The sequence below is a fragment of the Pseudomonas sp. MYb541 genome, from assembly GCF_037479595.1.
Taxonomy (GTDB): domain Bacteria; phylum Pseudomonadota; class Gammaproteobacteria; order Pseudomonadales; family Pseudomonadaceae; genus Aquipseudomonas; species Aquipseudomonas canadensis.
In genome coordinates this window covers 249,192-262,573 of record NZ_JBBGYS010000001.1, presented here as the reverse complement: position 1 = coordinate 262,573, position 13,382 = coordinate 249,192, and the positions used below count along the sequence as shown (strand labels likewise).

The window sequence follows — 13,382 nt, the reverse complement described above, 5'->3', positions numbered from 1 at the left end:
GACTGATCCCCGCATTCGCGAGCAAGCCCGCTCCCACATTTACACCGAGTACATCCTCAGGTTACGCGTAGCTCTCGATCGATGGGCACGCACACACCAGGTTGCGATCGCCAAACACGTTATCCACACGCCCCACCGGCGGCCAGTACTTGCCTTCGATCAACGATGGCACCGGATACACCGCTTGCTCGCGGGTGTAGGGATGGGTCCACTCGCTCACCAGTTCAGCGGCGGTATGCGGCGCGTTTTTCAGCGGGTTGTCGTCCTTGTCCAAGGTGCCGTTTTCCACCGCGCGGATTTCTTCGCGGATGGCAATCATCGCGTTGCAGAAGCGGTCCAGTTCTTCCTTGGATTCGCTTTCGGTCGGCTCGATCATCAAGGTGCCGGCCACCGGGAACGACATGGTTGGCGCATGGAAGCCGAAGTCGATCAGGCGCTTGGCCACGTCGTCTACGCTGATGCCGCTGCTGTCTTTGAGTGGGCGCAGGTCGAGGATGCATTCGTGCGCCACCAGCCCGTTGCTGCCGGTGTAGAGCACTGGGTAGTGCTCTTCGAGGCGACGGGAGATGTAGTTGGCATTCAGGATCGCCAGTTGCGAAGCGCGCTTGAGGCCCGCACCGCCCATCATGCTGATGTACATCCAAGTGATCGGCAGGATGCTCGCGCTGCCGAACGGCGCCGCACACACCGCGCCTTCCTTGCGCGCCATGGCCGCGTGGCCGGGCAGGAACGGCGTGAGGTGCGATTTGACGCCAATCGGGCCAACGCCCGGGCCACCACCGCCGTGAGGGATGCAGAAGGTCTTGTGCAAGTTCAGGTGGGACACGTCGCCGCCGAACTTGCCTGGTGCGCACAGGCCGACCATGGCGTTCATGTTGGCGCCATCGATGTACACCTGGCCGCCGTTGTCGTGAATGATGCCGCAGATTTCGCGGATACCTTCTTCGAACACGCCGTGGGTGGACGGGTAGGTGATCATCAGCGCGGCGAGATGGTCACGGTGCTCGATGGCCTTGGCGCGCAGGTCTTCGATGTCCACGTTACCGCGTGCATCGCACGCAGTCACGACAACGCGCATGCCCGCCATGTTGGCGGTGGCCGGGTTGGTGCCGTGGGCCGACGAGGGGATCAGGCAGATGTCGCGGCGCTCATCGCCACGGCTCTGGTGATAGGCGCGGATGGCCAGCAGGCCCGCGTACTCGCCCTGGGAACCGGCGTTCGGCTGCAGGGAAATCGCGTCATAACCGGTGGCGGCGCAGAGCATGGCCTCCAAGTCGGAGGTCAGCTCCAGGTAGCCAGCGCTTTGCTCAGCCGGGGCGAACGGGTGCAGGGCGCCAAACTCGGCCCAAGTCACCGGGATCATTTCGCTGGCAGCGTTGAGCTTCATGGTGCACGAGCCCAGCGGGATCATGGTGCGGTCCAGCGCCAAGTCCTTGTCGGCCAGTTTGCGCAGGTAGCGCATCAGCTCGGTTTCGGAGTGATAACGGTTGAACACCGGATGGCTGAGGACTGGCGACTGGCGCAGCAGCGCGGCCGGCAGGGTGCTGTCTACTTTGGCGGCGAAGTCCGGCAGGGCCTTACCGTCGGCGAAGATTGCCCACAGGGTTTCGATATCGGCCTGGGTGGTGGTTTCGTCCACCGACACACCAAGACGCTCACCATCCACCACACGCAGGTTGATGCGCTGGGCGCGCGCCTTGTCGTGCAGCGCGGCAGTGTTGGCGCCGGTGTTGAGGGTGATGGTGTCGAAGAAGTTTTCCTGCTCGACCTTCAAGCCCAGGGCGGTCAGGCCCTTGGCCAGAATCGCGGTCAGCTGGTGCACACGCTGGGCAATCTGGGTCAGGCCTTTAGGGCCATGGTACACGGCGTACATGCTGGCGATGTTCGCCAGCAGCACCTGGGCGGTGCAGATGTTCGACGTGGCTTTCTCGCGGCGGATATGTTGCTCGCGGGTCTGCATGGCCAGGCGCAGGGCCGGCTTGCCGAAACGGTCCACGGACACACCGACCAGACGGCCCGGCATGTCGCGTTTGAACGCATCCTTGGTGGAGAAATACGCCGCGTGCGGGCCACCAAAGCCCAGCGGTACGCCGAAACGTTGCGCGCTGCCGATGGCCACGTCGGCGCCGAACTCGCCCGGTGGGGTCAGCAGGGTCAGGGCGAGCAGGTCGGCGGCCACGGCCACCAAGGCATTGGCGGCGTGGAAGCGCTCGGTCAGTGCGCGGTAGTCGAACACGTCACCATTGCTGGCCGGGTACTGCAGCAGGGCGCCGAAGAACGGGCTGACGTCGGTCAGTTCACGTTCATCGCCCACCACCACGTCGATGCCCAAGGGCTCGGCACGGGTACGCAGCACGTCGAGGGTTTGCGGGTGGCTGTGGATCGAGGCGAAGAAGGCATTGCTGCCCTTGTTCTTGCTCAGGCGCTTGCAGAAGGTCATGGCTTCGGCGGCGGCGGTGGCTTCGTCGAGCAAGGATGCGTTGGCGATCGGCAGGCCGGTGAGGTCGCTGATCAGGGTCTGGAAGTTCAGCAGCGCTTCCAGGCGGCCTTGGGAAATCTCGGGTTGATACGGGGTGTAGGCGGTGTACCAGGCCGGGTTTTCCAGCAGGTTGCGCAGGATCGGCGACGGCGTGTGGCAGTTGTAGTAGCCCTGGCCGATGTAAGTCTTGAACAGCTGGTTCTTGCCGGCGATGGCCTTGATCTTGGCCAGTGCGTCGGCTTCGCTCAGGCCGTCTTCCAGGCCGAGCACGCTGGTGCCCTTGATGCTTTCCGGGATCACGCTGGCGCTCAGGGCTTCTAGGGAGTCGAAGCCCAGGCTGGCGAGCATCTGCTGCTCATCTTCCTGGCGCGGGCCGATGTGGCGGGCGATGAATTCGTTGGCGGTGCTGATGTTGATAGACATGGCGCGCTCCTCAGGCTTCAGCGTTGGCTTTGATCAGGCGGTCATACGCGTCCTGATCCAACAGTTTAGCGACCGCACCGGCATCGGCCGGTTTAAAGCGGAAGAACCAACCTTCGCCCATCGGGTCTTCGTTGACCAGCTCCGGGCTGCCATCCAATTTGTCGTTCACTTCAAGGACTTCACCGTCCAGAGGCATGTAGACGCCGCTGGCCGCTTTGACCGACTCAACGGTGGACGCCTCGGCACCCTTGTCATAGGCCTGCAACTCCGGCAGTTGCACGAAAACCACATCACCCAGCGCGTTCTGCGCGAAAGCGGTGATACCCACGGTGACGCTGCCGTCGGCTTCGGCGCGCAGCCATTCGTGATCTTCAGTGAAACGCAACTCGCTCATGGAAACTCCTCAGGGCCAGATTCGTCTGGTGGACGGGATTGGAATAATGAGGAGTTGCTTAGCAATATCGCGGCCAACGTTGTTAAGTCGTTATAAATCAACGAGTTAAATAAAACGGTTATGACGATATGCCGGTTGGCTGTAGCGATTTCGCTACACTCGGGCGCCTGAAAAAAAGCCTATGTGGATCAAAGCCTTGCATGGCGCGCAAAAAACAAGGTTGTAGCGAAATCGTTCCACTGTAGCGCTTTCAGTACACTGGATGTCGTTCCTGGACCAAAACTTAAAGCTCGAATTGCAATTCCTGCGATAGCGGTGTGCCTGGCCCACCGCTATCGCAGGCAAGCCAGCTCCCACATTTTGATCGGCGCTCGGCTTCAGGGCTTATTTGGAATGCCGTATTTGCGCAGGCGATGGGCGATGGCCGTGTGCGAGGTCTGCAACCGGCTGGCCAGTTGGCGGGTCGAGGGGTAGCTGGTGTAAAGCGTTTCCAGCAGGTTGCGCTCGAAGTCTTCCACCGCCTGCTCCAGGCTGTCGATTTCACCGTCGCTCTGGCGCGCCACTGACGTGCCGGCGATGTCCAGGTCGCCAATGTCCACCAGGCTGCTTTCGCAGATGGCTGCGGCGCGGAAGATCACGTTCTGCAATTGGCGCACGTTACCCGGCCAGCGGTTGCCCAGCAGTGCCGGGTAAGTACCAGGCGCCAGGCGGCACACCGGGCGCTGGATCTGCGCGCAGGCCTGCTGCATGAAGTAGCGGGCCAGCAACAGGATGTCCTGGCCGCGTGCGCGCAACGGCGGTACTTCGACGTTCAGCACGTTGAGGCGGTAGAACAGGTCCTCGCGGAAGGTGCCCTCGCTGACCATTTTTTCCAGGTCGCGGTGGGTGGCGCTGAGGATGCGCACATTGACCTTCACTTCACGGTCCCCGCCCACGCGCCGGAAGCTGCCGTCGTTGAGAAACCGCAGCAGCTTGGCCTGCAAGTACGGCGACATCTCACCGATCTCATCCAGAAACACCGTGCCTTGGTTGGCCAGCTCCATCAGCCCCGGCTTGCCACCGCGTTGTGCGCCGGTAAAGGCGCCCGGTGCATAACCGAACAACTCGCTTTCCGCGAGGTTTTCCGGCAGCGCCGCGCAGTTCAACGCCAGGAAGGGTGCACTGTGGCGCGCGCTGATCGCATGGCAGGCACGCGCCACCAGCTCTTTGCCGGTGCCGGTTTCGCCCTGGATCAACAACGGTGCATCCAACGCCGCCACCCGCTGCGCGCGGGCCTTTAGCGTGCGGATGACCGGGGATTCACCGAGCAGCGCGTCAAACCCTTCGGCATGGTCATGGTGCAGCGCCGACAGTTGTTCGCCGATGCGATTGGGCTGATAGAGGGTGAGCAGGGCGCCGGCGTCGGTGATCGGCGTGGCGTCCAACAGCAGGGTCTGACCGTTGACGCTGATCTCGCGCAGCGGCAAGCGAAAGCCGTGTTCCAGCAGGGTGTCCAGCAGCGCCGGGTCATTGAACAGCTCGCTGATGCTTTCGCCGGCTGGCTCACGCCCATACAGGGCGATGAGCGCCGGGTTGGCCAGCAGGATCTTGCCCGCGCTGTCCAGCGCCAGTACCGGGTCGGTCATGGCGGCCAACAGGGCGTCGAGTTGCAGGTGGCGGCGTTGGCCAGGGAGGATGTCCACCACGGTGACGGCCTGTACGCCGTGCACGCTGAAAAGGGCGTCGCGCAGTTCTTCAAGCACCTCGGCGCTGAGGGTCGGTGCGTCGATGTAGACATTGGGCGGCACCATCTCCACCGCATCCAGGTTGAGATTGCGCCCACCGAGCAGGGCCAGGACTTCCTGGGTGATGCCGACGCGGTCGATGAAGCTGACGTGGATACGCATGGGACGGTTGTTGGTTCTGGCGTACTGAGGGTGGCCAGTATGCCTGACAGGTGATGGAGATCAAAAATGTGGGAGCGGGCTTGCTCGCGAATACGGTGGGTCAGTGAAAAAATTGCTGACTGACACACTGCATTCGCGAGCAAGCCCGCTCCCACATTTGATTGTTGGTGCCTGGGAAATCGGGTTATTCGAGGTGTTCGGGCTTGACCGGATCGCCTGCCTTCACATCCAGTTGATGCCGTACATCCTCGAACATCTGGTCGTACTGCTTGTGCATCGAGCCGTTCAACACGGCAATCTTCGGCATGCCGTATTTCTGCGCGATGTTCATCGCATGCCGCGCAAAGTCGAACGCCCGGTCCTTGGGCAGGAAAAACTCCTCCTTCAGGTCCTTGCCCTGCACCGAGCCATGCAGCTTGAACAGCATCCCCTTGCCTTCCTTGGGATCCTGGCTGACTTCGTAGTCGATGCACAGGTTGTAGCTGTAGTCATCCTTGTTCAGCGCGTGACGTTCAACGTGCAAGTGACCCGGTTCAAAGGTGGCCATAGGCGTCTCTCCTCTACTTCACAGATAGGTGATGCCAGGTGTTGCCGTGCTGATGCGCGTACCGGCGCTGCCCTGGACGATGGCTTCGATGTCCGAGAGTGAACCGATGACGGCGGTTTTGCTAGTCTGGCGGGCGAACTCGCAGGCGGCTTGTACCTTGGGGCCCATGGAACCGGCGGCGAAGCCGAGTTTTTCCATGTCGTCGGGGTGGGCCTGGCCGATGGCTTTCTGGGTGGGTTTGCCGAAATCGATAAAAGCGGCGTTGACGTCAGTGGCGATCACCAGCAAATCGGCTTCCAGTTGGCTGGCCAGCAGCGACGAACACAGGTCTTTGTCGATCACCGCTTCAATGCCGCGCAGCTTGCCGTCCTCGCCGTACATCGTCGGAATGCCGCCGCCGCCGGCACAAATCACGATACTGCCTTTGTCCAGCAGCCACGTGATCGGGCGAATTTCAAAGATGCGTTTGGGCCGTGGGCTGGCGACCACGCGGCGGTACTTGTCGCCATCCGGGGCAATGGCCCAGCCTTTTTCGGCGGCGAGTTTTTCCGCTTCGGCTTTGGAGTACACCGGGCCGATGGGCTTGGTCGGGTTCTGGAAGGCCGGGTCCTTGGCGTCCACTTCGACTTGGGTGAGCAGGGTGGCGAACGGCACTTCGAAGTCCAGCAGGTTGCCCAGTTCCTGTTCGATGATGTAGCCGATCATGCCTTCGGTCTCGGCGCCGAGCACGTCCAGCGGGTACGGCGACACCTGGGTGTAGGCCGCCGCCTGCAACGACAGCAGGCCGACTTGCGGGCCATTGCCGTGGGCGATCACCAGCTCGTTGCCGGCATGAATCTTGGCGATCTGTTCGGTGGCGATGCGGATATTGGCGCGTTGGTTGTCCGCCGTCATGGGTTCACCACGGCGGAGCAGGGCGTTGCCGCCCAGGGCTACGACGATGCGCATAGCATATGTCCTTCTAAAAGCTCGGCTGAAGGAACGCGGTCAATGTGGGAGCTGGCTTGCCTGCGATGGCGGTGTATCAGGTATACCGCTATCGCGGGCAAGCCCGGCTCCCACATTGGATCGCATTGCCAGCTTGATGGGTTAGATATCTGCGAGTGCCGACACCAGAATCGCCTTGATGGTATGCATGCGGTTCTCCGCCTGCTCAAACGCGATGTTGGCCGGCGACTCGAACACGTCCTCGGTCACTTCCACGCCATTGGCCAGGTTTGGATAACGCGCGGCGATGTCCTTGCCCACCTTGGTTTCGCTGTTGTGGAACGCCGGCAGGCAGTGCATGAACTTCACGCGCGGGTTACCCGAGGCTTTCATCATCTTGGCGTTGACTTGGTACGGCAGCAGTTGCTCGATGCGCTCGTCCCACGCTTCCACCGGCTCGCCCATGGACACCCAGATATCGGTGTGGATGAAATCCACGCCTTTCACCGCTTCCTTCGGGTCTTCGGTGATGGTGATACGCGCGCCGCTTTCTTCGGCAAACGCCTGGCATTGCTTGATGAAATCTTCGTGCGGCCACAGGGCTTTCGGCGCGCCGATGCGCACGTCCATGCCCAGCTTGGCGCCGATCATCAGCAGCGAGTTGCCCATGTTGTAGCGTGCGTCACCCAGGTAGGCGTAACTGATGTCATGCAGCGGTTTGTCGCTGTGCTCGCGCATCGTCAGGGTGTCGGCGATCATTTGGGTGGGGTGGAATTCAGCAGTGAGGCCGTTGAACACCGGCACACCGGCGAACTTGGCCAGCTCCTCGACGATTTCCTGTTCGAAGCCACGGTATTCGATGGCGTCGAACATCCGGCCCAATACGCGGGCGGTGTCTTTCATGCTTTCCTTGTGGCCGATCTGCGACGACACCGGGTCGATGTAGGTGACGTGGGCACCCTGGTCATGGGCCGCGACTTCGAAGGCGCAGCGGGTGCGGGTCGAGGTTTTTTCGAAGATCAGCGCGATGTTCTTGCCCTTCAGGTGCGGACGCTCGGTGCCGGTGTACTTGGCGCGCTTGAGGTCGCGGGACAGGTCCAGCAGGTAGTGCAGCTCGCGGGTGGTGTGGTGCATCAGCGACAGCAGGCTGCGGTTGCGCATGTTGAAAGCCATGATGGATCTCCTTCTGTTTAGGTTATCCCCTTGGCCGGCGCCTTATGGGCGACGGCCAAGGCCTGGAAATTAATAGTCGATAGGGTCGCGGATGATCGGGCAGGTCATGCAGTGGCCGCCGCCACGGCCACGGCCCAGTTCACCGGCACTGATGGTGATGACTTCCACACCAGCCTTGCGCAGCAGGGTGTTGGTGTAGGTGTTGCGGTCGTAACCGATCACCACGCCCGGCTCCACGGCCACCACGTTGTTGCCGTCGTCCCACTGCTCGCGTTCGGCGGCGAAGCTGTTGCCGCCGGTTTCGACGACGCGCAGCGCCTTGAGGTTGAGGGCTGCGGCGACGGTTTCGAGGAAGTTGGTTTTCTCGCGCTGGATGTCGATGCCGTGTGGCTTGCTTTCATCCGGGCGCAGGGTGAACGGCACGATTTGGTTGACCACTTCGGGGAAGATGGTGACCAAGTCGCGGTCGCAGAAGCTGAACACGGTGTCCAGGTGCATCGCCGCGCGGGATTTCGGCAGGCCGGCCACGATGACTTTCTCCACCGCCTTGTTCTTGAACAGGTTGCGCGCCAGTTGGCCGATCGCCTGGTGGGACGAACGCTCGCCCATGCCGATCAGGACTACGCCGTTGCCGATGGGCATCACGTCGCCGCCTTCCAGTGTGGAAGCGCCGTGTTCCTGATCCGGGTCGCCGTACCAGATCTGGAAGTCGGCGTTGGTGAACTCCGGGTGGAACTTGTAGATGGCCGAGGCCAGCAGGGTTTCCTGGCGTCGTGCCGGCCAGTACATCGGGTTCAGCGTGACGCCGCCGTAGATCCAGCAGGTGGTGTCACGGGTGAACTGGGTGTTGGGCAGTGGCGGCAAGATGAAGCTGGAATGCCCGAGGAAGTCGCGGAACATCTCGATGGTCTTGCCACCGAAGCTGCTCGGCAGGTCATCGGCCGACACGCCACCAATCAGGAATTCGCTGATTTTGCGCGGCTCCAGGCTGCGCAGCCAGGAGCTGACTTCATCCACCAGGCCCAGGCCGACGGTGTTGGCGGTGATCTTGCGCTCCAGGATCCAGTCCAGCGCTTCGGGGATGGCGACGATGTCAGTGAGCAGGTTGTGCATTTCCAGCACATCAATATCCCGCTCGCGCATCTTGGTCACAAAGTCGAAATGGTCGCGCTTGGCCTGGGCCACCCACAGCACATCATCGAACAGCAGTTCATCGCAGTTGTTGGGGGTCAGCCGCTGGTGGGCCAAGCCTGGGGAGCACACCATGACTTTGCGCAGTTTGCCGGCTTCGGAATGTACGCCGTACTTCACTTTTTCCGTGGTCATTACAGATCCTCCAGTGAACAAAAGATTCAGGTGTTACAGGGTCAGGAAGCCGTCGTAGAGCCCATAGGCCGCCACCAGGGCGCCCATGACCACTGCGGTGAAAATCAGCTTCTCGACGTTGGTGAAAATCGGTTTGCCCAGTTCACGCTTGGCCTTGGCGAACAGAATCGCGCCGGGCGCATAGAGCAGGGCGGAGAGCAGCAGGTATTTAGTGCCGCCGGCATACAGCAGCCAGATCGCGTAGATCAGGGCGATGGCGCCGATGAACAGGTCTTTCTTGCGCTCTTTGAGGGCGTTTTCGTAGGTCTCGCCGCGCACCGCCAGCAACAGGGCGTAGGCCGCCGACCACAGGTAAGGCACCAGGATCATCGAGGTGGCGAGGTAGATCAGCGACAGGTAAGTGCTGGCGGAAAACAGCGTGATCACCAGGAACAGTTGCACCATGGCGTTGGTCAGCCACAGGGCGTTGACTGGCACATGGTTGGCATTTTCCTTGCGCAGGAACTCCGGCATGGTGTGGTCCTTGGCGGCGGCGAACATGATCTCCGCACACAGCAGCACCCACGACAGCAGCGCTCCCAACAGCGAGATGATCAGGCCGACGCTGATCAGCACCGCGCCCCAGTGGCCCACCACGTGTTCCAACACGGCGGCCATCGATGGGTTTTGCAGCTTGGCCAGTTCCGGTTGGGTCATGATGCCCAGGGACAGCACGTTCACCAGCATCAGGAACAACAGTACGGTGATAAAACCGATCACCGTGGCCTTGCCCACGTCGGAGCGTTTTTCCGCACGGGACGAGAAGATGCTCGCGCCTTCGATGCCGATGAATACCCAGACGGTGACCAGCATCATGTTGCGCACCTGGTTCATCACACTGCCCAGGTCCGGGTTTTTCACGCCCCAGATGTCAGCGGTGAAGATGTCCAGCTTGAATGCAAACAGCGCGATCAACACGAACAGCACCAGTGGCACGACCTTGGCGACGGTGGTCACCAGGTTGATGAATGCCGCTTCCTTGATGCCGCGCAGCACCAGGAAATGCACGGCCCACAGCAGCACCGACGCACCGATCACCGCTGCCGGGGTATTGCCTTCGCCAAAGATCGGGAAGAAGTAACCGAGGGTGCTGAACAAGAGTACGAAGTACCCCACGTTGCCCAGCCAGGCGCTGATCCAGTAGCCCCAGGCTGAAGAGAAGCCCATGTAGTCGCCGAAGCCGGCCTTGGCGTAGGCATACACGCCGCCGTCGAGGTCGGGTTTGCGGTTGGCGAGGGTCTGGAACACAAACGCGAGGGTCAGCATGCCGATGGCGGTAATCACCCAACCAATCAACACGGCGCCGACATCGGCACTGGCGGCCATATTTTGCGGCAGTGAGAAGATCCCGCCGCCAATCATTGAGCCGACGACAAGTGCAACCAGTGCGCCCAATCGAAGTTTTCCGGGAGATTCAGACATCGCATAACTCCAATGCAGGAGAAGAGAGACCACAGAATAAATCCGTGCGCTAATCAAACAGCTGACTCAGATCACTTCATTGGCACATTCCATTGTGAATTAATGACTTAGGGTGCAAAGCCGTGGGCAATAGTTTTCCGCGCAAAGGGGCTTTCCAGAGCGATCCCTGCGGTATTGGTTAATCATTTAGTGCTACGTGTGGACGTTTTAAGCTAGTCCGTTTTTCCGAATGTGCAAACTTTTCATACAGGCGACAATAAGTAGCCAATACACGACAAAGTAGTTGCTGTATTTAAATTCTAAATAAGCCTAAACCCTATAAACTGACATGCCCTTGGGTTATTAGCGCCGTGTTTTATCGCGGTCTCTAATAAACGCTACACTCGCTGGGTTAATTAGTTGAGTGCACAGTTGTCAGCTAAAAGCGTTTTATTCATTCAGGAGTGTTCATGTCCCAACCCGCCCAGAAACTTCGGCTCAGTGCCCTGATCGCCCTGGTAGTGGGGTCGATGATCGGCGGGGGGATTTTCTCGTTGCCGCAGAATATGGCCGCACGCGCCGAGGTGGGCGCCGTGCTGATCGGTTGGGCGATCACCGCCGTGGGTATGTTGACCCTGGCCTTCGTGTTCCAGACCCTGGCCAACCGCAAGCCTGAATTGGACTCGGGTGTGTATGCCTATGCCAAGGCAGGCTTCGGCGACTACATGGGCTTCTCGTCGGCCTGGGGTTACTGGATCAGCGCCTGGATGGGCAACGTTGGTTACTTCGTGTTGCTGTTCAGCACCCTCGGTTATTTTTTTCCGATATTCGGTCAGGGCAACACGCCGGTGGCCATCGGCTGCGCGTCCTTGCTGCTGTGGGCCGTGCATTTTCTGGTGCTGCGTGGGATCAAGGAGGCCGCGTTTATCAATCAGATCACCACCGTGGCCAAGATCGTGCCGCTGCTGATGTTTATCGTGATTGCCGGCGTGGCATTCAAGGCAGAGATCTTCACCCGTGATATCTGGGGCGCGGGCAACCCGACTATCGGCAGCGTGGTGGACCAGGTGCGCAACATGATGCTCGTCACCGTGTTTGTGTTTATCGGCATCGAAGGCGCCAGCGTGTACTCGGCGCGCGCCGAGAAACGCTCGGACGTGGGCCGCGCCACGGTCATCGGTTTTCTGGGCGTGCTGGCACTGCTGGTGCTGGTGAATGTGTTGTCCCTGGGGATCATGAACCAGCCGGAACTCGCGCACTTGCAGAACCCGTCCCTGGCAGGTGTGCTGGAACATATCGTCGGCCCTTGGGGCGCGATGGCGATCAGCATCGGCCTGGCGGTTTCGCTGCTCGGCGCCTTGCTGTCCTGGGCGTTGCTCTGCGCGGAAATCCTCTACGCCACGGCCCAGGACAAAACCATGCCGGCCTTCCTGAAAAAGGAAAACGTCAACCAGGTGCCGGTCAATGCGCTGTGGCTGACCAACGTGATGATCCAGGTCTTCCTGGTGATCACGCTGTTTTCCCACAGCACCTACACCACCCTGATCTACCTGGCATCCTCGATGATTCTGGTGCCCTACCTGTGGTCGGCCGCCTATGCGGTGCTGTTGAGCGGGCGCGGCGAAACCTATGAAGGCGCCCACGGCCAGCGCATGAAGGACCTGCTGGTGGGTCTGATTGCCCTCGGCTACGCCGTGTGGCTGCTCTATGCCGGGGGCTTGAAATACCTGCTGCTGTCGGCGCTGTTGTATGCGCCGGGTGTGATCCTGTTTGCCCTCGCCAAGCGTGAGCAGGACCAACCCTTGTTTACCCACATGGAAAAAGGCATTTTCAGCTGCGTGATCGCTGGCGCAGGGCTGGCGGCGTATGGGTTGTACAGCGGGGTGTTGTCGTTGTGAGACTGACGTATCAGCCGCCCTACGACTGGGCGGCAATGGTGGGGTTTCTGTCGGCGCGGGCGATCGGCGGGATGGAGACGGTCGAGGCGGGGGTGTACCGGCGCAGTATCAGCCTCGACGGGCAGCACGGCTGGATCAGCGTGGCAATGGGGGATGGCGATTGGCTAGACGTGAAGGTGGATTTTCCAGAAGCGGCGGCGTTGCCTGAGATCGAACGGCGTCTGCGCACGATGTTCGATCTGGATGCCCAACCCCAGTTGATCAACCCGCAACTGGCGACGGACCCATTGATGGCGCAACTGGTCGCAGCGCGCCCGGGCTTGCGTGTGCCGGGCACCTGGGAGGGTCTGGAGCTGGCGATTCGCGCGGTGCTGGGCCAGCAAATCACCGTGGTGGCCGCGATTCGTCTGGCGGGCAAGTTGGTGGCGCAATACGGTCAGCCGTTGGCAACGCCGCATGTCGGTATCACCCATGTGTTCCCCGCTGCTGAGGTGTTGGCGGCGGCGGACCTGGCGACCCTGGGCATGCCCAAGGCGCGTGGGCGGACCTTGTCGGGTGTGGCCCAGGCGTTGCTGGATGATCCCCGATTGTTCGAACCCCAGGCCAGCCTCAAGGCCGGTGTGGCGCGGTTGGTGGCGTTGCCGGGCATTGGCGACTGGACCGCGCAGTACATCGCCATGCGCCAGATGCGCGAGGTGGATGCGTTTGCGTCGGGGGATATCGGCTTGATCAATGCGCTGGTGGCGTTGGAAGGTGGGCCGGTTTCGGCGCGGCAGTTGTTGGCGCGGGCTGAGGCTTGGCGCCCGCTCAGGGCGTATGCGGCGCAGCATTTGTGGACGTCGTTGCAAAGGTCGGATTGATAGTGCCTGTACTGGCCTCTTCGCAGGCA

At 61.1% G+C, this 13,382-nt stretch carries 10 protein-coding genes; 2 read left to right on the top strand and 8 right to left on the bottom strand.

The annotated features are described in order from the left end of the window. Nucleotides 1–61 precede the first annotated feature (61 nt). From gcvP to arcD (WH299_RS01270), 8 genes are all read right to left on the bottom strand, one after another. Nucleotides 62–2,902, bottom strand: a complete 2,841-nt coding sequence (gene gcvP / locus WH299_RS01305; protein ID WP_122728565.1) for an aminomethyl-transferring glycine dehydrogenase — start codon at nucleotides 2,900–2,902, stop codon at nucleotides 62–64. Between the two features lie 10 nt (nucleotides 2,903–2,912). Continuing rightward, nucleotides 2,913–3,296, bottom strand: a complete 384-nt coding sequence (gene gcvH / locus WH299_RS01300) for a glycine cleavage system protein GcvH (protein ID WP_010208126.1) — start codon at nucleotides 3,294–3,296, stop codon at nucleotides 2,913–2,915. 377 nt (nucleotides 3,297–3,673) lie between these two features. Next, on the bottom strand, nucleotides 3,674–5,182 hold the full coding sequence (locus WH299_RS01295) for a sigma-54-dependent transcriptional regulator (RefSeq protein WP_095017427.1): 1,509 nt from the start codon (nucleotides 5,180–5,182) through the stop codon (nucleotides 3,674–3,676). Nucleotides 5,183–5,366: 184 nt separating this feature from the next. Then, nucleotides 5,367–5,729: a DUF5064 family protein gene (locus tag WH299_RS01290; RefSeq protein WP_339549419.1), complete on the bottom strand. Its 363-nt coding sequence runs from the start codon at nucleotides 5,727–5,729 to the stop codon at nucleotides 5,367–5,369. A gap of 18 nt (nucleotides 5,730–5,747) precedes the next feature. Then, nucleotides 5,748–6,677: a carbamate kinase gene (gene arcC, locus WH299_RS01285; RefSeq protein WP_339549418.1), complete on the bottom strand. Its 930-nt coding sequence runs from the start codon at nucleotides 6,675–6,677 to the stop codon at nucleotides 5,748–5,750. Between the two features lie 141 nt (nucleotides 6,678–6,818). Beyond that, nucleotides 6,819–7,829 (bottom strand): ornithine carbamoyltransferase, encoded by a 1,011-nt coding sequence (locus WH299_RS01280; RefSeq protein ID WP_016973242.1) that lies wholly within the window; start codon nucleotides 7,827–7,829, stop codon nucleotides 6,819–6,821. 69 nt (nucleotides 7,830–7,898) lie between these two features. Further along, on the bottom strand, nucleotides 7,899–9,155 hold the full coding sequence (gene arcA / locus WH299_RS01275; protein ID WP_122728559.1) for an arginine deiminase: 1,257 nt from the start codon (nucleotides 9,153–9,155) through the stop codon (nucleotides 7,899–7,901). 33 nt (nucleotides 9,156–9,188) lie between these two features. Then, nucleotides 9,189–10,616 (bottom strand): arginine-ornithine antiporter, encoded by a 1,428-nt coding sequence (gene arcD, locus WH299_RS01270; protein ID WP_122728557.1) that lies wholly within the window; start codon nucleotides 10,614–10,616, stop codon nucleotides 9,189–9,191. A 449-nt stretch (nucleotides 10,617–11,065) separates the two neighbouring features. On the opposite strand from arcD (WH299_RS01270), the gene arcD (WH299_RS01265) reads away from it, so the two are divergent. Beyond that, nucleotides 11,066–12,493 carry an arginine-ornithine antiporter gene (gene arcD / locus WH299_RS01265; RefSeq protein WP_122728555.1) on the top strand — a complete coding sequence of 476 codons (1,428 nt, stop codon included), beginning with the start codon at nucleotides 11,066–11,068 and terminating at the stop codon, nucleotides 12,491–12,493. Further along, nucleotides 12,490–13,353 carry a DNA-3-methyladenine glycosylase family protein gene (locus WH299_RS01260; RefSeq protein WP_323624790.1) on the top strand — a complete coding sequence of 288 codons (864 nt, stop codon included), beginning with the start codon at nucleotides 12,490–12,492 and terminating at the stop codon, nucleotides 13,351–13,353. Before arcD (WH299_RS01265) ends, WH299_RS01260 begins: the two co-directional genes overlap by 4 nt. Nucleotides 13,354–13,382: the final 29 nt, after the last annotated feature.